The organism is Pseudomonas sp. GW821-FHT01D09 (assembly GCF_059422465.1).
This window is the reverse complement of sequence record NZ_JBWKWY010000007.1, coordinates 24,888-44,766: the sequence shown is the minus strand read 5'-3', so window position 1 is coordinate 44,766 and position 19,879 is coordinate 24,888. Positions and strand designations below refer to the sequence as shown.

Genomic DNA, 19,879 nt, shown 5'->3' with positions numbered 1-19,879 from the left:
GCTGCGATTTAAAGGGCGGCAGTATACCCGATTCGGCCCTGTCACCACTCCCTGGAGCCTTATGCCACGCTGCTTTTGGTGTTCTGAAGATCCGTTGTACATGGCTTATCACGATCAGGAGTGGGGCACGCCGCTGCACGATGCGCAGGGTTTGTTTGAACTGCTTTTGCTCGAAGGGTTCCAGGCGGGCCTGTCCTGGATCACCGTTTTACGCAAACGCGAGCATTATCGAAAGGTCTTGTTCGGCTTTGATGCCCAGCGCCTGGCGCAGTTGAGCGATGCCGAGATCGAGCAGTTGATGCTCGACCCAGGCATTGTGCGCAACCGCTTGAAACTCAATGCCACCCGGCGCAATGCCGCGGCCTGGCTGGCGCTGGAGGACCCGGTGGGGCTGCTCTGGTCGTTTGTCGGCGGCGTGCCCAGGGTCAACCATTTCAAGGATCGTAGCCAGGTCCCGGCGATTACGCCGCAGGCCGAGGCCATGAGCAAAGCCCTCAAGAAAGCCGGTTTCACCTTCGTCGGGCCGACCATCTGCTACGCGTTCATGCAGGCCTCGGGGATGGTCATGGACCACACCCAGGACTGCGACCGTTACGCGGACTTGGTCAACGCCGGGTAGAATGGCCGCTTTGCGCACCACACACGATCAGGAGTGACCTGTGGAAAAGTTAAAAGGCGCCTTGCTGGTAGGCGCTCTGCGATTGTTTGCCCTGCTGCCCTGGCGCGCCGTGCAAGCCGTGGGTTCGGCGATTGGCTGGATCATGTGGAAAACCCCCAACCGCTCCCGCGACACGGTGCGGATCAACCTCTCCAAGTGTTTCCCGGACATGGACCCGGCCGAGCGCGAGCGCCTGGTGGGCCAGAGCCTGATGGACATCGGCAAGTCCCTGACCGAAAGCGCCTGCGCCTGGATCTGGCCGGCCCAGCGTTCCATCGACCTGGTGCGTGAAGTCGAAGGCCTGGAGGTGCTGCAGCAAGCCCTGGCCTCGGGCAAAGGCGTGGTCGGCATCACCAGCCACCTGGGCAACTGGGAAGTGCTCAATCACTTCTATTGCAGCCAATGCAAACCGATCATTTTCTACCGCCCGCCCAAGCTCAAGGCGGTGGATGACCTGCTGCGCAAGCAACGCGTGCAACTGGGCAACCGGGTGGCGGCGTCCACCAAGGAAGGCATCCTCAGTGTGATCAAGGAAGTGCGCAAGGGTGGCCAGGTGGGGATTCCCGCTGACCCGGAGCCGGCAGAGTCGGCCGGGATCTTCGTACCGTTCTTCGCCACCCAGGCGCTGACCAGCAAGTTCGTGCCAAACATGCTGGCGGGCGGCAAGGCGGTGGGGGTGTTCCTGCATGCCCTGCGGCTGCCGGACGGTTCGGGCTACAAAGTGATCCTGGAGGCGGCGCCTGAGGACATGTACAGCACCGACACGGCCACGTCCTGCGCGGCGATGAGCAAGGTGGTGGAGCGTTATGTCGGCGCCTACCCCAGCCAGTACATGTGGAGCATGAAGCGCTTCAAGAAACGCCCGCCGGGTGAGGCGCGCTGGTACTGATACCCCCAGTTTTACAAGCAACGAAGATCAAATGTGGGAGCTGGCTTGCCTGCGATGGCATCGCCTCGGTGTCACTGAAAGATTTCAGTCGCCTGCATCGCAGGCAAGCCAGCTCCCACAGGGGTCGCCTCAACCCTGGCGATCGAGTTTTTTCAGGAACACCGTCATCTCTTTCTCGGCCTGCTTGTCGCCATGGGCCTGGGCCGCTGCAATCCCCTGCTCCCATGCCTGGCGTGCCGCATTTTTATCGCCCAGCGCCGCGTGTGCCTTGCCCAACAGCTTCCACGCCGCCGAATACTTCGGGTCAAACCCGACGCACCGGTGCAGATGCTCCGCCGCCTTGGCGTTGTCCTTCAAATCCAGGTAACCCTTGCCCAGGCCAAAGCGCAGCAGCGAGTTATCCACACCCTTGGCGAGCATTTTTTCCAGGGATTCGAGCATGTCGGTCTCTCCGTCACATCAGAAAAAGCTCAACCCCACGTGGAACAACTTCTCCACATCGCGGATATGTTTTTTATCCACCAGGAACAGAATCACATGGTCCCCGGCGGCAATCACCGTGTCGTCATGGGCGATGATCACTTCTTCATCGCGAATGATCGCGCCAATGGTGGTGCCCGGTGGCAAGCCGATATCGCGAATTGCCCGGCCGATCACCTTGCTGGATTTGGAGTCGCCATGGGCAATCGCCTCGATGGCTTCCGCCGCGCCGCGGCGCAATGAGTGCACGCTGACGATATCGCCGCGGCGCACGTGGGTCAGCAAGGTGCCGATGGTGGCCAACTGCGGGCTGATGGCAATGTCGATATCGCCGCCCTGGATCAGGTCCACATAGGCCGGGTTGTTGATGATGGTCATCACCTTCTTCGCCCCCAGCCGCTTGGCCAGCAGCGACGACATGATATTGGCCTCGTCGTCGTTGGTCAGGGCCAGGAAGATATCGGCGTCGGCGATGTTTTCTTCCATCAGCAGGTCGCGGTCCGAGGCGCTGCCTTGCAGGACCACGGTGCTGTCGAGGGTGTCGGACAAATGCCGGCAGCGTGCCGGATTCATCTCGATGATCTTCACCTGGTAGCGGCTTTCGATGGCCTCGGCCAGACGCTCGCCAATCTGCCCGCCGCCGGCGATGACGATGCGCTTGTAGCTCTCGTCGAGCCGGCGCATTTCGCTCATCACCGCACGGATATTGGCCTTGGCGGCGATGAAGAAGACTTCGTCGTCGGCTTCGATCACCGTGTCGCCCTGGGGCAGGATCGGCCGGTCGCGGCGGAAAATCGCGGCCACGCGGGTTTCCACATTCGGCATATGTTCGCGCAGCTGGCGCAGTTGCTGGCCCACCAACGGCCCGCCGTAGTAGGCCTTGACCGCTACCAGTTGCGCCTTGCCTTCGGCAAAGTCGATCACCTGCAACGCGCCGGGGATTTCGATCAGGCGCTTGATGTAGTGGGTGACCACCTGCTCCGGGCTGATCAGCACGTCCACCGGAATCGCGTCGTTGTCGAACAGGCCGGCGCGGGTCAGGTAGGCCGCTTCACGCACCCGGGCGATTTTGGTCGGGGTGTGGAACAGGGTGTGGGCGACCTGGCAGGCGACCATGTTGGTCTCGTCGCTGTTGGTCACGGCCACCAGCATGTCGGCATCGTCGGCGCCGGCCTGGCGCAGCACGGTGGGGAACGAGGCACGGCCCTGGACCGTGCGGATATCCAGGCGGTCGCCCAGGCCGCGCAGGCGTTCGGCATCGGTATCGACCACGGTAATGTCGTTGGCTTCACTGGCCAAATGCTCGGCCAGCGTACCGCCGACCTGCCCTGCGCCAAGGATGATGATCTTCATCCGGTCACTCCCTTAAAAACCATTCAACCGCGTGCAGCGGCAATCTTGATCAGCTTTGCGTAGTAGAAACCATCATGTCCGCCGTCCTGTGCGAGCAACTGGCGGCCATGGGGTTGCTTGATCCCGGCCGCCGTGGCGATATCCAGCTCCCGTGCGCCGCTGGTGCGGGCAAGGAAGGCTTCGATCACCTCGGTGTTCTCGGTGGGCAAGGTCGAGCAGGTGGCGTAGAGCAGGAGGCCACCGACCTCCAGCGTCGGCCACAGCGCGTCCAGCAACTCGCCTTGCAGCACGGCCAGGGCGGCGATGTCGTCGGGTTGGCGGGTCAGCTTGATATCCGGGTGGCGGCGGATCACGCCGGTGGCGGAACATGGCGCGTCCAGCAGGATGCGCTGGAACGGCTTGCCATCCCACCAGGTGGCAGTGTCGCGCCCGTCGGCGGCGATCAGTTCGGCGTCCAGGCCCAGGCGCGCGAGGTTTTCCCGCACGCGCACCAGGCGCTTGGCCTCCAGGTCTACGGCGACAACCCCGGCCAGGCCCGGCTCGACTTCCATGATATGGCAGGTCTTGCCGCCCGGGGCGCAGCAGGCGTCCAGCACCCGTTGGCCCGGCGCCAGGTCAAGCAGGTCGGCGGCCAGTTGTGCGGCTTCGTCCTGCACGCTGATCCAGCCTTCGGCAAAGCCTGGCAGGCTTTGCACATCGCCTGCGGTCTCCAGCACGATCCCGTCCTGGCTGTACACACAGGCGCTGGCATTGATGCCGGCCTCTGCCAGTAATGTGAGGTAGGCATCGCGGCGGTGATGGCGGCGATTGACCCGCAGAATCATCGGCGGGTGCGCGTTGTTGGCGGCGCAGATGGCTTCCCACTGCTCTGGCCAGAACGCCTTGAGGGATTTTTGCAGCCAGCGTGGGTGCGCAGTGCGCACGACCGGGTCGTGTTCCAGCTCGGCCAGCAACCCCGCGCTTTCGCGCTGGGCGCGGCGCAGTACGGCGTTGAGCAAGGCCTTGGCCCAGGGCTTTTTCAGCTTGTCGGCGCAGCCCACGGTTTCGCCGATGGCGGCATGGGCCGGCACGCGGCTGTAGAGCAACTGGTACAGCCCCACCAGCAGCAGCGCCTCGACATCGGCATCGGCGGCCTTGAATGGCTTTTGCAGCAACTTGGCCGCCAGCGCCGACAAACGCGGCTGCCAGCGGGCGGTGCCAAAGGCCAGGTCCTGGGTGAAGCCGCGATCACGGTCGTCGACTTTATCCAGTTGCACCGGCAACGAGCTGTTCAGGGAAGCCTTGCCATTGAGCACGGCGGCCAGGGCCTTGGCGGCGGCCAAACGCGGGTTCATCAAGCGTCCACTCCAAGGATGATGCCAGGGGCAAATTTCTCACGACGGCTGTTGAACAAATCACTGAAGTTCAGCGCCTTGCCACCGGGCAATTGCAGACGGGTCAGACACAGTGCCTGTTCGCCGCAGGCCACCAGCAGGCCTTCCTTGCTGGCGCCGATGATTTCACCGGGGGCGCCGCTGCCGTCGGCCAGGCTGGCGGCGAGGATTTTCAAGGCTTCGTCATTCAGGGTGCTGTGGCAGATCGGCCACGGGTTGAAGGCGCGTACCAGGCGCTCCAGCTCCACGGCCGGGCGGCTCCAGTCGATGCGCGCTTCGTCCTTGTTCAGCTTGTGGGCGTAGGTGGCGAGGCTGTCGTCCTGTACTTCACCCTGCAAGGTGCCAGCGGCAAGGCCGGCAATGGCCTGCACCACTGCGGGCGGGCCCATTTCGGCCAGGCGGTCGTGCAGGCTGCCGCCGGTGTCCTGTGCGGTGATGGGGGTGGTGACCTTGAGCAGCATCGGCCCGGTGTCCAGGCCGGCTTCCATGCGCATCACGGTCACGCCGCTTTGTGCGTCACCGGCTTGCACCGCGCGCTGGATCGGCGCCGCACCGCGCCAGCGCGGCAGCAGCGAAGCGTGGCTGTTGATGCAACCCAGGCGCGGGATATCCAGCACGGCTTGGGGGAGGATCAGGCCGTAGGCCACCACTACCAGCAGGTCCGGTTTCAGGGCGGCCAGTTCAGCCTGGGCCTCGGCATTGCGCAGGGTCGGCGGTTGCAGCACGGCGATGCCGTTTTCCAGCGCCAGTTGCTTGACCGGGCTGGGCATCAGTTTTTGCCCACGGCCGGCCGGCCGATCCGGCTGGGTGTACACCGCGACGATTTCATAAGGGCTGGCAAGCAGGGCCTTGAGGTGTTCGGCGGCAAATTCAGGGGTGCCGGCAAAAACGATGCGCAGTGGCTCGGTCATGGGAAACGTCTCACAAAAGAAAAAGGCTTGCCGGAGCAAGCCTTCAAAAGAAGGGAATCAAGCTTGCTGGCGATGCTTCTTTTCCAGTTTCTTCTTGATCCGGTCGCGTTTGAGCGTGGACAGGTAATCGACAAACAGCTTGCCGTTGAGGTGGTCGCACTCATGCTGGATGCACACCGCCAGCAGGCCTTCGGCAATCAGCTCGAAGGGTTTGCCGTCGCGGTCCAGGGCCTTGATCTTGACGCGTAGCGGGCGTTCGACGTTCTCGTAGAACTCCGGCACCGACAGGCAGCCTTCCTGGTATTCGCCCATCTCGTCGGTCAGTGGCTCGAACTCCGGGTTGATGTACACCATCGGTGCGCTGCGGTCTTCGGACAGGTCCATGACCACCACACGCAGGTGCACGTTGACCTGGGTCGCGGCGAGGCCAATGCCCGGGGCTTCATACATTGTTTCAAACATGTCATCGACCAACTGACGAACCTTGTCGTCCACTACCGCCACCGGTTTGGCGATAGTGCGCAGGCGCGAGTCCGGGAATTCGAGGATGTTCAAAATAGCCATAAGCGTAATTGCTGCACATGTGAGGTAAAGGCAAATCGGCGTCGGGCTACCCCGCACGGCCGGTGTGAAACGCGCGCAGGCCGCGAAGGCCAAGGCATTTCACGCGAGCCCACATAATAAAGGAGATTGCCCCCATGAGGAAATCGCTACTCGTCTTCAAAACAGGCCGCCAGGCTGGGCGGCAATAACCAGTTGCAATAATTAGCCTGCTACAGAAGTTACCAACAGAGTTATCCACAGCTTGTTCCTGATCAAGGATGATCACATGTCAGTAATCCATACCGCGGATATTTCCCCTGCCGAGCTGGAAGCCCGCCTGCGTTTGCATCGCATGCCGGAGCTGGGGCCCAGGCGTTTCAAGACCTTGATCGAGGCCTTTGGTTGTGCCTCGAAGGCCATCGGCGCCCCGGCCAGCGCCTGGCGTTCCCTGGGGTTGCCGGCGGCCTGTGCCGAGGCCCGGCGCAGCCCGCAAGTGCGCGATGGCGCCAGCGTCGCCTTGGCCTGGCTAGAGCGTCCGGCCCAGCATTTGTTGATGTGGGACCAGCCCGACTACCCCGCCTTGCTGGCCGAGTTGGACGATGCGCCGCCGTTGTTATTCGTGGCCGGCACCCCCGCCATCCTGGAAAAACCGCAGTTGGCCATGGTCGGTAGCCGACGCGCCTCGCGGCCCGGGATGGATACGGCGGCGGCCTTTTCCCGCAGCCTGGCAAGCGCCGGTTTTGTCATCACCAGTGGCCTGGCCCTGGGCATCGATGGGGCGGCGCACCAGGCGGCATTAGATGTCGGGGGGCAGACTATCGGGGTGCTGGGCACCGGTCTGGAAAATTTTTATCCACAGCGCCACCGCCGGCTCGCCGAGGCGATGATTGCCCAGGGCAGCGCAGTGGTTTCCGAGTTTCCACTGGACGCCGGGCCCCAGGCCGGCAATTTTCCACGGCGCAACCGCATTATCAGCGGCCTGTCCCTGGGGGTGCTGGTGGTGGAAGCCAGCGTCGCCAGCGGCTCGCTGATTACCGCGCGGCTGGCGGCCGAGCAGGGGCGCGAGGTGTATGCCATCCCGGGGTCGATTCATCATCCGGGGGCCAGGGGCTGTCATCAACTGATCCGTGAGGGGGCGGTGCTGGTGGAAACCATCGAGCACATCCTCGAAGGGTTGCGCGGCTGGCAGGCGTTGGCGCGGCCTGCGCCGGTGGCGGTGACCCACCCGCTGGTGGCGCTGTTGCACGCGGCCCCCTACACCAGTGAAGGCTTGGCCGCCGCCAGCGGGCAGAGCCTGTCCCGGGTGTTGGCGAGCCTTACCGAACTGGAGCTGGAGGGCCGGGTGATCTGCGAAAGTGGCCGCTGGTTTGCGCGCAGTTAGGTTTTGTAACGAAGATCGGTAAACTGCGCAGAGCTTTGGTCTGGAGAGTAAGTAATGGTCAACAGGTGGCGTGTGCAAGAAGCCGCACGAGAGATTCGCGCAGGCGCGGTGATTGCCTATCCGACCGAGGCCGTGTGGGGCCTGGGCTGCGACCCGTGGAACGAGGACGCGGTGGAGCGCTTGCTGGCGATCAAGGGCCGTTCGGTGGACAAGGGGTTGATCCTCATCGCCGACAATATCCGGCAATTCGACTTTCTTTTCGAGGATTTCCCCGACACCTGGATCGACCGCATGGCCAGTACCTGGCCGGGACCCAATACCTGGCTGGTGCCCCATCAGGACCTGCTGCCTGCATGGATTACCGGTCAGCACGACACCGTGGCGTTGCGGGTCAGCGATCATCCGCTGGTGCGGGACTTGTGTTCGCTGGTGGGCCCGTTGATCTCCACCTCGGCCAACCCCCAAGGCCGGCCGGCGGCGCGCACGCGGATCCGGGTGGAGCAGTATTTCCGTGGGCAGGTGGATTTGGTGCTGGGCGGTAGCCTGGGTGGGCGCAAGAACCCTAGTTTGATTCGGGATCTGGCGACGGGCGAGGTTCGCCGCCCGTCCTGAGACCGAGGCGTGGCCATCGCGAGCAAGCCCGCTCCCACATTCGAGCGCATTCCCATGCTGGAAATCGGTCGAATGTGGGAGCTGGCTTGCCCGCGATTGCGGTCTGCCAAACAACCGAGATCCTATGGCAACAAAATGGTCGACCCAGTGGTCCGCCGCCCCGACAACTCCACCTGCGCCTTCGCCGCATCCGCCAACGAAAAGCGCTGGTTGATATCAATGCGCACCTTGCCGCTTGCGATCATGCCAAACAGGTCATCGGCCATGGCCTGCAGGTTCTGCGGATTGTTGGCGTAGGTCGCCAGCGTCGGCCGGGTCACGTACAGCGAGCCTTTCGCTGCCAGAATCCCCAGGTTCACCCCGTCCACCGCGCCCGACGCATTGCCGAAACTCACCAGCAGGCCACGGGGTGCGACGCTGTCCAGCGAGGCGAGCCAGGTGTCCTTGCCGACGCCGTCGTACACCACTGGGCATTTCTTGCCGTCGGTCAGTTCCAGCACCCGCTGTGGGACATTTTCCCTGCTGTAGTCGATGGTTTCCCAGGCGCCAAGGGATTTGGCCAGGGCGGCTTTTTCCGGCGAGCTGACCGTGCCGATCAGCTTCACACCCAGGGCCTTGGCCCACTGACAGGCCAGGGAACCGACGCCACCGGCAGCGGCGTGGAACAGGATGGTTTCACCGCCTTGCAACTCATAGGTCTGGCGCAGCAGGTACTGCACGGTCAGGCCTTTGAGCATGGCGCCAGCGGCTTGTTCAAAGCTGATCGCGTCCGGCAGATGCACCAGGTTGGCCGCCGGCAACACGTGCAACTCGCTGTAGGCCCCCAGCGGGCCGCTGCCGTAGGCCACGCGGTCGCCGACCTTGAATTGAGTGACTTCGCTGCCCACCGCATCCACCACGCCAGCCCCTTCCGCGCCCAGGCCCGAGGGCAGGGCCGGCGGTGCGTACAAGCCACTACGAAAATACGTGTCGATAAAGTTCAGGCCAATGGCCTTGTTCCGCACCCGAACCTGCTGTGGGCCGGGCTCCGCTGGTGTGTAGTCCACATACTCAAGTACTTCGGGGCCGCCATGGGCGCTGAACTGGATACGTTTGGCCATCTGCTCTGTCCTCAAGTCTGTTTCGCGAAAGGCTCCTATCGGACTCCTATGCTTGATCTTCGTCAACTGTGGCAGCGCCCGGTGCGGTGGTATCCTGTGCGCCCCTTTGCCGCCGACGCCCAATGGCCTCGCGTAGCTTTGCCCGATTCAAGGTGATGCCATGACTACCCGCACCGAGGCTGTAAAAGCCTATCTGCTCGACCTGCAAGACCGCATTTGCAGCGCCCTGGAAACCTTCGAGGCGGACACGCGCTTTATCGAAGACGCCTGGACCCGCCCAGCCGGTGGCGGTGGCCGCACGCGGGTGATCGAGAACGGGAGCGTGATCGAAAAAGGCGGCGTCAACTTTTCCCACGTCTTCGGCAGCGGCCTGCCACCGTCCGCCAGTGCCCACCGCCCGGAACTCGCCGGTCGTGGTTTTGAAGCCCTCGGTGTGTCGCTGGTGATCCACCCGCATAACCCCCATGTGCCGACGTCCCACGCCAATGTGCGATTTTTCATCGCCGAGAAAGAAGGCGAAGAGCCGGTGTGGTGGTTTGGTGGCGGCTTTGACCTGACGCCCTACTACGGCAACGAAGAAGATTGCATCCACTGGCACCGCGTGGCCGAGCAGGCCTGCGCGCCATTTGGCGCGGACGTCTATTCGCGCTACAAGGCCTGGTGCGACAGCTACTTCCACATCAAGCATCGCAACGAGCCCCGGGGTATTGGCGGTCTGTTCTTCGATGATTTGAACGAGTGGGACTTTGACACCTGCTTCGCCTTTATCCGCGCCATTGGCGACGCCTACATCGACGCCTACCTGCCGATCGTGCAACGTCGCCAGGCCATGGCCTATACCGAGCAGCAGCGGCAGTTCCAGGAGTTCCGTCGTGGGCGCTACGTGGAATTCAACCTGGTCTACGACCGTGGCACACTGTTCGGCCTGCAATCGGGCGGGCGTACCGAGTCGATCCTGATGTCGCTGCCCCCGCAAGTGCGCTGGAGCTATGACTGGAAGGCCGCCGCCGGCAGCGAAGAAGCGCGCCTGACCGACTATTTCCTGCAAGACCGTGACTGGCTCGGCCTTGCTGCGCCCCAGGCGGCCAGTTGATGGATCGTTATGTGGTGTTCGGCAACCCCATCGGCCACAGCAAGTCGCCGCTGATTCATCGCCTGTTTGCCGAGCAGACGGGCGAGGCGCTGGACTACAGCACTCTGCTGGCGCCACTTGAGGATTTCACCGGCTGCGCCCGGGAGTTTTTCCTGCATGGGCGCGGTGCCAATGTCACCGTGCCGTTCAAGGAAGAGGCCTATCGCCTGGCCAACGCCCTGACCGAGCGCGCGCAACGCGCAGGCGCGGTGAACACCCTGAGCAAGCTGGCCGATGGCAGCCTGCTGGGCGATAACACCGACGGCGCCGGCCTGGTGCGCGACTTGACTGTCAACGCCGGCTTGCGCCTGGCGGGCAAGCGCATCCTGCTGCTGGGTGCCGGCGGCGCGGTGCGCGGCGCACTGGAGCCACTGCTGGCGCAACAACCTGCCTCGTTGATCATCGCCAACCGCACCGTGGAAAAGGCCGAGCGGCTGGCCGAACTGTTCGATGACCTGGGGCCGGTCTCCGCCAGCGGTTTCGATTGGCTGAGTGAGCCGGTGGACCTGATCATCAACGCCACCTCCGCCAGCCTGTCAGGCGATGTACCGCCGATTGCCGGCAGCCTGGTCGAGCCGGGCAAGACCTTTTGCTACGACATGATGTACGCCAAGGAACCGACCGCCTTCTGCCGCTGGGCCACTGAACACGGCGCGGCACTGGCGATGGATGGCTTGGGCATGCTGGTGGAGCAGGCGGCGGAAGCCTTCTACCTGTGGCGCGGGGTGCGGCCGGATTCGGCGCCGGTGTTGGCCGAGCTGCGTAAACAACTGGCGGCTAACTAATTCTAATGTGGGAGCTGGCTTGCCTGCGATAGCGCTGGGTCAGCGCCGGATGTGCCAACTGATACACCGCTCTCGCAGGCAAGCCAGCTCCTACAGTTTTTTAGCGTGTTCAGTCTTCAAAAAGGATCGGGCACTTGTCGGCCCCTTCCAGTTTTTTCAATTCTTCGACCACCTGCGGTCGCGCCCGGCGTAACGTCAGGCTGCGTCCCAACCCCTGCAACCGCCGCGCTTCCTGATGCAGCATCTCCACCCCGGAATAGTCGATAAAGTTGATCTGCTGCGCCTCGATCACCACTCGCTGGCCTTGCAGGCGTTGCAAGCGCACCTGCAGGTAGTGGCTGGCGCCAAAGAAGATCGACCCGCCGACCCGCAACACATCGTCTTCCCCATCGCGCCATTGCTGCACCCGTGGCTGCGAGGTGCGCTTGAGGTAGAAAAACAGCGACGCCAGCACCCCGGCATAGATTGCCGTTTGCAGCTCCAGCAGCAAGGTGGCCAGGCAGGTCAGGCCCATTACCACAAATTCTGCACGGCTGACCCGCCACAGTGCGCGGATGCCGCGATGATCCACCAGGCCCCAGCAGATCAGCAGGATGCTGGCGGCCATGCTCGGGATCGGGATGTGCGCAATCAACCCCGCGCCGAACAGCGCAAACAGCGCGACCCACAGCGCAGAAAACACCCCCGCCAGCGGCGAACAGGCACCCGCTTCGTAACTCAGGCCCGAGCGAGTGAAGGAACCAGCAGACAGGTAGCCGGAGAAAAATCCGCCGACGATGTTGGATAAACCCTGGGCGCGCACTTCCTGGTTGGCATCAAGCAGTTGTTGCGAACGTGCCGACAGCGAGCGGGCAATCGACAGGCTGGTGACCAGCCCCAACATGCCCACCGCCACGGCGCTGGGCAGCAGGCGCAGGATCATGTCCAGGTCCAGCGGCAACGGGCTGAACGGCGGCAGTTGGCCGATAAACGAGCTGACCCGCGCCACTTGCCCGAACATCGCCGGCCATGCCCACGCCATCAGGCTGCCCACGGTCAGGGCAATCAACAGGCTCGGCCAGCGCGGCACCCAGTATTTGAGCAGCGCGCCCACCAGCAAAGTGCCGAGCCCGAGGGCCAGTGACGGGCGATCCCACTCGCCGCCGTGGTCGATCAGCGCCAGCAGGCTGTTGATGGCGGTGGCCTGGCTGGGCAGGTCGAGCCCCAGCAGGTTGGGCAACTGGCCCAGGGCGATGACCACCGCTGCGCCGAGGGTGAAGCCGAGGACCACGGAATGGGAGACGAAATTGACCAGCGCGCCAAAGCGCAGCAGGCCCAACAGCCATTGGAAGACGCCGGCGAGCAAGGTCAGCAACAGGATCAGGGTGATGTAGTCCTGGGAGCCCGGCACTGCCAGCGGGCTGATGCTGGTGTAGAGCACGATGGAAATCGCCGCCGTCGGGCCGCAGATCAAATGCCAGGACGAACCCCACAGGCAGGCAATCAGCACCGGGATGATCGCCGCATACAGGCCGTATTCGGGAGGCAGGCCGGCGATCAGGGCGTAGGCGATGGATTGTGGCAACGCCAGCACCGCGCCGCTGAGGCCCACCAGTGCATCCCGGCCGACACTGGCGCGGGTCTGGCGTGGCAGCCAGCGCAGGAATGGGAAGAGTGTATGGGGCCGGGGCATTGGGCAGCTCAGGTCGAAAGGTTTGAGTCAGGGTATCAGCACAAACACAAGCCAGGTCCCACAGGGTGGCACTATTAAAGCCTGGCCTTGACCGCCGCCAACGCCTCCTGGCCATCCAGGGTTTTGACCCCCTCCAGCCACTGCTCCAGCATCGCTGGGTTGGCCCTGATCCATGCCTTCGCCGCGTCGGCATGGCTGACCTTGTTGTTCACCACCTCGGCCATGATGCTGTTCTCCATGTCCTGGGTAAATTTAAGGTTGGTCAGCAGCCTGGCCACATTCGGGCAGGCCTGTGCATAACCCTTGCGGGTCAGGGTGTACACGCTGCCGGTGTCGCCGAAGTATTTTTCGCCGCCCTTGAGGTAACGCATCTTCAACTGCACGTTCATCGGGTGCGGTGTCCAGCCGAGGAAGGTGACGAAACGCTCGCGCTTCACCGCCCTGGACACTTCGGCGAGCATCGCCTGTTCGCTGGACTCGATCAGCTTCCACTGGCCGAGGTTAAAGTCGTTCTTCTTGATGATCTCGTGCAGCGAAAGGTTGGCCGGCGCGCCGGAGCCGATGCCGTAGATTTTCTTGTCGAACTTGTCGGCAAATTTATCCAGGTCGGCAAAGTCACGCACACCGGCCTCCCACACATAGTCCGGCACCGCGAGGGTGAACTGCGTGCCTTCGAGGTTCCTGGCCAGTTGCACCACGTCGCCATTGGCCACGAACTTGTCATAGAAACCCTGCTGCGCGGGCATCCAGTTGCCCATAAACACATCCACCTGGCCGTCCTTGAGCCCGCCAAAGGTGATCGGCACCGCCAGGGTATCGACCTTGGCCTTGTAACCCATGCCGCTCAGTAGAAAACCGGTAATGGCGTTGGTGGCGGCAATGTCGCTCCAGCCGGGGTCGGCCATTTTTACCGTCTCGCAACGGGCGTCGGCATACACCTGGGTCGCACTCAACAACAGCACGGCACTCACGACTGTGGATAACGTTTGCATGGCCTTCCCCTTACTGGATTTATTGGTTTTGGCAGGGTTGTGGATAACGTGCCTTGCGCTCCAGATCGTCGAGGTCGATATGGTTGCGCATGTACTGCTGGCTGGCGTCTACCAGCGGCTGGTGATCCCAGCTCTTGAGTTTGCCCAGCGTCAGCGCCTCGTATACCAGGCGCCGGCGGCGCTGGCTGGCGAGCACTTGCTGGTGGATCGCGGGCATGTCCCATTTGCCCCGCGCCTCGGCCAGGAACGCGTCGAACAGCGTGCGATGGGCTGGCGACTGGCTGAGTTCTTGCTGCTCACGGGGGTCGTTATGCACATCGAACAGCAGGCAGGGATCATCCTCGCTGTAGATGAATTTGTAGGCGCCCCGGCGAATCATCATCAGCGGGCCAATGGTGCCTTCGGCCATGTACTCGCCGAACACTTCGTCATGCCCGCCCTGCCCCAGCAAGTGCGGGACCAGTGAGCGGCCATCCAGGGGCAATCGGCGGTCTAGTTCACCGCCGGCCAGCTCCACCAGGGTCGGCAACAGGTCCGCAGTGGACACCGCCGCACTCACCCGCCCAGCCTGGAATTGCCCCGGCGCGCTGACCAGCAGCGGCACCCGTGCGGCCATTTCAAACCAGTGCATTTTGTACCAGAGCCCACGCTCGCCGAGCATGTCGCCGTGGTCGCCGGAGAACACGATGATGGTGTCCTCGGCCAGGCCGGTGTCCTGCAGGGTTTGCAGGAGTTTGCCGACATTGCTGTCGATATAGCTGCACGCCCCGAAGTAGGCGCGTCGTGCATCGCGGATCTTATCCACAGGCAGTGGCTTGTCCCACAGGTCGTAGACCTTGAGCAGGCGCTGGGAATGGGGGTCCAGGTCGGCCTGGGGCGGGGTTGTAGGCATTGGGATGTCATTGTCGTCGTACAGATCCCAGAACGGCTTGGGAATGGTGTACGGGTCGTGGGGGTGGGTCATGGAGACCGTGAGGCAGAACGGCTGGTCACCGTCCTCGCGAATATGGTCGAACAGGTACTGCTGGGCCTTGAACACCACCTCTTCGTCGAAATCCAGCTGGTTGGTGCGCACACACGGGCCGGCTTGCAGCACCGACGACATATTGTGATACCAGGTGGGGCGCACGTCGGGCTCGTCCCAGTTCACCGCCCAGCCATAGTCGGCGGGGTAGATATCGCTGGTGAGGCGCTCTTCATAGCCGTGCAACTGGTCCGGCCCGCAGAAATGCATCTTGCCCGACAGCGCCGTGCGGTAGCCGAGGCGGCGCAGGTAGTGGGCGTAGGTCGGTATATCGGCGGGGAAATCCGCCGCGTTGTCGTAGGCGCCGATCTTGCTCGGCAACTGGCCACTAACCAGGGTGAAACGCGACGGCGCACACAGCGGGCTGTTGCAGTACGCGGCGTCGAACACCACGCCTTGGGCGGCCAGGCGGCTGAGGTTGGGCAGTTTGATCGGCGAAGGACCGTAGAACGGAAGCAACGGTGCGGCCATTTGATCGGCCATGATGAAAAGAATGTTCTTGCGCTTCATGGTCTCTCGGCATTCCATAGTCAATATTTATGCGATTGAGCATGGGGGCCATGGAATACGTGGTAAAGCCCATAGAGAGCAATGTCTAGGATAAGTACTGCTTATGTATAAAGCCCTGGGTAACCTGTCGCTGGACCTGTTGCGCGCCTTTGAAGCCGCCGCCCGTCATCGCAGCTTCACGGCGGCGGCGATGGAGCTGGGCACCACCCAGCCGGCCGTCAGCCAGCAGATCAAGCGCCTGGAAGAGCAGTTGGCCGTACGCTTGTTCGATCGCATCTACCGCGGCATCGAATTGACTGACGCCGGCAGGCTGTTGTTCGAGCACGTCCAGGCCGGGTTGCAGAGCATGGAGGCTGGCCTGGGGCTGATCACGCAACAGGACCAGCACGAAGTGTTGCAAGTGGCGACCGACTTCGCGTTCGCCGCCTACTGGCTGATGCCGCGCCTGCATCGCTTTCATGAAGCCAACCCGCAGGTGGATGTGAGCCTGGTCACCAGTGAGCGTAACCACGCGACCCTGCGCAGTGACATCGATGTGGCCGTGCTGTTTGGCGATGGGCGTTTTCGCCAGGGCCACAGCCAGTGGTTGTTCAACGAGGAAGTGTTCCCGGTGTGCAGCCCGCAACTGCTCAAGGGCCGCACCACGCCGCTGTCGCTGCAGAGCCTGCAGGCGTTACCGTTGCTGCACCTGCGCCAGGAAAGCCACAGCCAGTGGTTCGATTGGAACGGGCTGTTTCGCGAACTGGGGATCACTGCCGCGCCGACCCCGGGGCCGCTGCGGTTTGACAACTACACCCTGCTGATCCAGGCGGCGATTGCCGGCCAGGGCGTGGCCATTGGCTGGCGTCACCTGGTGGATAACCTGCTGGAGCAGCAGTGGCTGTGCCGGCCGATTGACGGCACGGTGATCTCGCGCTTTGGGTATTACGTGGTGTTGCCCCAGCGCAAACGGCGTGGGCCGTTGATCGAGCGGTTTGTCGAGTGGCTGATGGCCGAGCAGGCCGGCAGTGTGCAGTCCCTGGCCGGGCTGGCCCTGCCGTCGATTGCGGTCTAGGATCGGCCGATCAACGAGCCCGGAGCCTGTCATGCCATCTATCAAGGGCTATCACGCCCATATCTACTTCGACGCCAGCACGATCGAGCAGGCGCGCAAGCTCTGTGAGGACGCGGCGACCATCTTCCCGCTGCACAGGGGGCGCATGCATGAGCGGCCGGTGGGCCCCCACCCGGACTGGAGCTGCCAATTGGCGTTCGACCCCCAGTACATTGGTGTGGCGCTGCCGTGGCTGGCGCTCAATCGCAATGGCTTGGTGGTGTTCTTGCACCCCGAGACCGGTGATGACCTGAAGGACCACACCGACTACGCGATCTGGATGGGGGCCATGCGTCCGTTGGATCTGTCGATTTTTTAACCGGTTACAGTCAGCTGAATCCTTACGTTTGCGTGCGATAAAAAGCACGATTGCGTAGGGATTTTCTTTTCATTGTTCCAATATATGGGATTGATATTTATATATTGAGATGTTTCAAACCTTGGGTTTATATTCGGCCATCTGCTTTTTCAGCACCCACATTCCAGGTGAAGCGATGCCAGCGCAATTGATCGCGCTCGATTGGGGAACCAGTTCCCTTCGTGCTTATAAACTCGGCCCCGGTGGCCAGGTCCTCGAACAGCGCTCGCTGGCGTCGGGGATCATGCATTTGCCCAGCGAACCGCGGTTGATTGCCGGCGTTCACTGCAGCGATGGTTTTGAACTGGCGTTTGATAGCGCCTGTGGCGACTGGCTGGAGGCCCAGCCCCATCTGCCGGTGATCGCCTGCGGCATGGTCGGCAGCGCCCAGGGGTGGGGTCAGGCGCCTTACCGCAATACGCCGGTCGATGTCGCAGGCCTGGGCCAGGCGCTGCATAAGGTACCCAGCCTGCGCGGTGTCGAGGTGCATATCGTGCCCGGGGTGATCGAGCAGGTCGGCTTGCCCAATGTGATGCGCGGCGAAGAAACCCAGGTGCTCGGCGTGCTGCAAAGCCTGCCTGCCGGCGGTGAATTATTGATCGGCCTGCCTGGCAGCCATTCCAAATGGGTCGAGGTGGTCGATGGCTGCATCACCCACTTCGACACCTTCATGACCGGCGAACTGTTTGCGGTGCTGAGCAAGCACAGCCTGCTCGGGCGTACGCAAAAGAGCGCCGGGCAGTTCCAGGCAGAGGCCTTTGACCGGGGCGTGCAAGTGGCACGTTCAGGGGATGGCCGGCGCGGTGTGCTGTCGACGCTGTTCAGTGCGCGCACCCTGGGACTGACCGCCGAGTTGACTGCCGAGCAGCAGCCGGACTACCTGTCCGGCCTGCTGATCGGCCATGAACTGGCCGGCTTGCCCGACCGTGCACGCACCACGCCGATCATCCTGGTGGGTGCCGCTGCCCTCTGTGCCCGCTACCAACGCGCCCTCGCCCGGTGTGGTTTCAGCCACGTCAGCCTTGCGCAAGCAGCGAGCGAACGTGGCCTGTGGCAACTGGCGCTGGCCGCCGGGCTCACTCAACCTGCCATCGAGGCCTGACATGCTCAAGCAAGCACTCACACAAAACGGTTTGATCGCCATCCTGCGCGGCCTGCGCCCGGACGAGGCCGCCGCTGTCGGCCAGGTGTTGTACCAGGCCGGGTTCCGGGTGATCGAAGTGCCGCTCAACTCGCCCGATCCCTACACCAGCATCCGCACCCTGCGTGAGACGTTGCCGGCCGATTGCCTGATCGGTGCCGGCACGGTGTTGACCGCGGCGCAGGTGCAACAGGTGAAGGCGGCCGGTGGCCAGGTCATCGTCATGCCCCACAGCGATGCCAAGGTGCTGCGCGCCGCCAAAGCCGCGGGCCTGTACCTGTCGCCCGGGGTCGCGACGCCCACCGAAGCCTTCGCCGCCCTGGCCGAAGGCGCTGATGTGCTGAAGCTGTTCCCGGCCGAGCAAATGGGCCCGGCGGTGGTCAAGGCCTGGCTGGCGGTGTTGCCGGCCGGCACGGTGTTGCTGCCGGTGGGCGGGATTACCCCGGACAACATGCAGGTGTTCGTCGACGCGGGGGTCAAGGGCTTTGGCCTGGGCTCCGGGCTGTTCAAGCCCGGTATGAGTGTCGAGCAGGTGGCGGGCCGTGCCCAGGCGTATGTCGCTGCCTGGAACGCCTTGAACTGAGTGTGCCTGGCGCCCCGGCGCTGCATCCGACAAGAGAGACAAGCAGATGAAAATCACCAAACTGACCACCTTTATCGTGCCGCCGCGCTGGTGCTTCCTCAAAGTAGAAACCGACGCCGGCGTAACCGGTTGGGGCGAGCCCGTGGTTGAAGGCCGCGCCCATACCGTGGCGGCGGCGGTCGAAGAACTGTCCGACTACTTGATCGGCAAAGACCCACGCAATATCGAAGATATCTGGACCGTGCTGTATCGCGGCGGCTTCTACCGGGGCGGCGCGATCCATATGAGCGCCCTGGCCGGTATCGACCAGGCGTTGTGGGACATCAAGGGCAAGGCCCTCGGCGTGTCGGTCAGCGACCTGCTGGGCGGCCAGGTGCGGGACAAGATCCGCGTGTATTCGTGGATCGGCGGCGACCGCCCGGCCGACACTGCCCGTGCGGCCAAGGAAGCCGTGGCCCGTGGCTTTACGGCGGTGAAGATGAACGGCACCGAGGAGCTGCAATTTCTCGACACCTTCGACAAGGTTGACCAGGCCCTGGCCAACGTCGCCGCCGTGCGCGATGCGGTCGGCCCGAATGTCGGTATCGGCGTGGACTTCCATGGCCGGGTGCACAAGCCCATGGCCAAGGTGCTGATGAAAGAGCTGGACCCGTACAAGCTGATGTTTATCGAAGAGCCGGTGCTGAGCGAAAACTACGAAGCGCTCAAGGAACTGGCGCCCCTGACCAGCACCCCGATTGCCCTGGGCGAGCGGCTGTTTTCGCGCTGGGATTTCAAACGCGTGCTCAGCGAAGGCTACGTCGACATCATCCAGCCGGATGCGTCCCACGCCGGCGGCATCACCGAAACCCGCAAGATCGCCAACATGGCCGAAGCCTACGACGTGGCCCTGGCCCTGCACTGCCCGCTGGGGCCGATCGCCCTGGCGGCGTGCCTGCAACTGGACGCGGTTTGCTACAACGCGTTTATCCAGGAGCAAAGCCTGGGCATTCACTACAACGAGAGCAACGACCTGCTCGATTACGTGCGCGACCCGGGTGTTTTCGACTACGACCAGGGCTTTGTGAAGATCCCCAACGGGCCGGGCCTGGGGATTGAGATCAACGAGCAATACGTGATCGAGCGCGCGGCCATTGGTCACCGCTGGCGCAACCCGATCTGGCGGCATGCCGATGGCAGTTTTGCCGAGTGGTAAGCCCTGCCTGAAAGAGCGCGGTCAATGTGGGAGCGGGCTTGCTCGCGATTGCGGTAAATCAGCCAACTTATCAGGCACTGACACACCGCTATCG

At 63.2% G+C, this 19,879-nt stretch carries 20 protein-coding genes; 11 read left to right on the top strand and 9 right to left on the bottom strand.

Features of this window, described 5'->3' with window-relative positions:
* Positions 1–61: 61 nt before the first annotated feature.
* A complete protein-coding gene (locus AC07W7_RS10005) occupies positions 62–619 on the top strand; it encodes a DNA-3-methyladenine glycosylase I (RefSeq protein WP_099170851.1) in 558 nt (185 codons plus the stop codon).
* A 40-nt stretch (positions 620–659) separates the two neighbouring features.
* A complete protein-coding gene (locus AC07W7_RS10000) occupies positions 660–1,547 on the top strand; it encodes a lysophospholipid acyltransferase (RefSeq protein WP_076964388.1) in 888 nt (295 codons plus the stop codon).
* Positions 1,548–1,676: 129 nt separating this feature from the next.
* On the opposite strand, the gene AC07W7_RS09995 is transcribed toward AC07W7_RS10000, so the two are convergent.
* From AC07W7_RS09995 to def, 5 genes are read right to left on the bottom strand one after another with little or no spacing between them, the layout of a single operon-like run.
* The gene (locus tag AC07W7_RS09995) at positions 1,677–1,988 is read right to left on the bottom strand and encodes a tetratricopeptide repeat protein (protein WP_236309977.1); all 312 of its coding nucleotides are present in this window, start codon (positions 1,986–1,988) and stop codon (positions 1,677–1,679) included.
* Positions 1,989–2,006: 18 nt separating this feature from the next.
* On the bottom strand, positions 2,007–3,380 hold the full coding sequence (trkA, locus tag AC07W7_RS09990; RefSeq protein WP_076964386.1) for a Trk system potassium transporter TrkA: 1,374 nt from the start codon (positions 3,378–3,380) through the stop codon (positions 2,007–2,009).
* Between the two features lie 23 nt (positions 3,381–3,403).
* Positions 3,404–4,714 carry a 16S rRNA (cytosine(967)-C(5))-methyltransferase RsmB gene (rsmB, locus tag AC07W7_RS09985; RefSeq protein ID WP_495039233.1) on the bottom strand — a complete coding sequence of 437 codons (1,311 nt, stop codon included), beginning with the start codon at positions 4,712–4,714 and terminating at the stop codon, positions 3,404–3,406.
* The gene (gene fmt, locus AC07W7_RS09980; RefSeq protein WP_495039232.1) at positions 4,714–5,664 is read right to left on the bottom strand and encodes a methionyl-tRNA formyltransferase; all 951 of its coding nucleotides are present in this window, start codon (positions 5,662–5,664) and stop codon (positions 4,714–4,716) included. Before fmt ends, rsmB begins: the two co-directional genes overlap by 1 nt.
* A gap of 57 nt (positions 5,665–5,721) precedes the next feature.
* Complete coding sequence (gene def, locus AC07W7_RS09975; RefSeq protein WP_099170848.1) at positions 5,722–6,228, bottom strand: peptide deformylase; 507 nt, start codon at positions 6,226–6,228, stop codon at positions 5,722–5,724.
* Between the two features lie 265 nt (positions 6,229–6,493).
* On the opposite strand from def, the gene dprA reads away from it, so the two are divergent.
* Both dprA and tsaC read left to right on the top strand, forming a co-directional pair.
* Complete coding sequence (gene dprA / locus AC07W7_RS09970; protein ID WP_495039231.1) at positions 6,494–7,588, top strand: DNA-processing protein DprA; 1,095 nt, start codon at positions 6,494–6,496, stop codon at positions 7,586–7,588.
* A gap of 54 nt (positions 7,589–7,642) precedes the next feature.
* Positions 7,643–8,200, top strand: coding sequence for an L-threonylcarbamoyladenylate synthase type 1 TsaC (tsaC, locus tag AC07W7_RS09965; protein WP_076964381.1), 558 nt, complete (start codon positions 7,643–7,645; stop codon positions 8,198–8,200).
* Positions 8,201–8,322: 122 nt separating this feature from the next.
* Here tsaC and AC07W7_RS09960 read toward each other — a convergent pair whose 3' ends face one another.
* Positions 8,323–9,300: an NADPH:quinone reductase gene (locus tag AC07W7_RS09960; protein ID WP_495039230.1), complete on the bottom strand. Its 978-nt coding sequence runs from the start codon at positions 9,298–9,300 to the stop codon at positions 8,323–8,325.
* 160 nt (positions 9,301–9,460) lie between these two features.
* On the opposite strand from AC07W7_RS09960, the gene hemF reads away from it, so the two are divergent.
* Both hemF and aroE read left to right on the top strand, forming a co-directional pair.
* A complete protein-coding gene (hemF, locus tag AC07W7_RS09955) occupies positions 9,461–10,393 on the top strand; it encodes an oxygen-dependent coproporphyrinogen oxidase (RefSeq protein ID WP_495039229.1) in 933 nt (310 codons plus the stop codon).
* Positions 10,393–11,217 (top strand): shikimate dehydrogenase, encoded by an 825-nt coding sequence (gene aroE, locus AC07W7_RS09950; RefSeq protein ID WP_076963323.1) that lies wholly within the window; start codon positions 10,393–10,395, stop codon positions 11,215–11,217. The genes hemF and aroE overlap by 1 nt, the downstream gene beginning before the upstream one ends.
* 109 nt (positions 11,218–11,326) lie before the next feature.
* On the opposite strand, the gene AC07W7_RS09945 is transcribed toward aroE, so the two are convergent.
* The 3 genes from AC07W7_RS09945 to betC all read right to left on the bottom strand — a co-directional run bounded on the left by AC07W7_RS09945 (position 11,327) and on the right by betC (position 15,415).
* Positions 11,327–12,889 (bottom strand): SulP family inorganic anion transporter, encoded by a 1,563-nt coding sequence (locus AC07W7_RS09945; protein WP_197882467.1) that lies wholly within the window; start codon positions 12,887–12,889, stop codon positions 11,327–11,329.
* A 74-nt stretch (positions 12,890–12,963) separates the two neighbouring features.
* Entirely contained in the window at positions 12,964–13,881 is a 918-nt protein-coding gene (gene choX / locus AC07W7_RS09940) for a choline ABC transporter substrate-binding protein (protein WP_495039228.1), read from the bottom strand.
* Between the two features lie 19 nt (positions 13,882–13,900).
* On the bottom strand, positions 13,901–15,415 hold the full coding sequence (gene betC, locus AC07W7_RS09935; RefSeq protein ID WP_495039227.1) for a choline-sulfatase: 1,515 nt from the start codon (positions 15,413–15,415) through the stop codon (positions 13,901–13,903).
* A gap of 103 nt (positions 15,416–15,518) precedes the next feature.
* On the opposite strand from betC, the gene AC07W7_RS09930 reads away from it, so the two are divergent.
* From AC07W7_RS09930 to dgoD, 5 genes are all read left to right on the top strand, one after another.
* The gene (locus AC07W7_RS09930; protein ID WP_076963327.1) at positions 15,519–16,469 is read left to right on the top strand and encodes a choline sulfate utilization transcriptional regulator; all 951 of its coding nucleotides are present in this window, start codon (positions 15,519–15,521) and stop codon (positions 16,467–16,469) included.
* Positions 16,470–16,500: 31 nt separating this feature from the next.
* Positions 16,501–16,827, top strand: a complete 327-nt coding sequence (locus AC07W7_RS09925; protein WP_495039226.1) for a DOPA 4,5-dioxygenase family protein — start codon at positions 16,501–16,503, stop codon at positions 16,825–16,827.
* Between the two features lie 175 nt (positions 16,828–17,002).
* Positions 17,003–17,968, top strand: coding sequence for a 2-dehydro-3-deoxygalactonokinase (locus AC07W7_RS09920; protein WP_495039225.1), 966 nt, complete (start codon positions 17,003–17,005; stop codon positions 17,966–17,968).
* A gap of 1 nt (position 17,969) precedes the next feature.
* On the top strand, positions 17,970–18,590 hold the full coding sequence (locus AC07W7_RS09915) for a 2-dehydro-3-deoxy-6-phosphogalactonate aldolase (protein ID WP_076963329.1): 621 nt from the start codon (positions 17,970–17,972) through the stop codon (positions 18,588–18,590).
* A gap of 46 nt (positions 18,591–18,636) precedes the next feature.
* Positions 18,637–19,785, top strand: a complete 1,149-nt coding sequence (gene dgoD, locus AC07W7_RS09910) for a galactonate dehydratase (protein WP_076963330.1) — start codon at positions 18,637–18,639, stop codon at positions 19,783–19,785.
* Positions 19,786–19,879 lie beyond the last annotated feature (94 nt).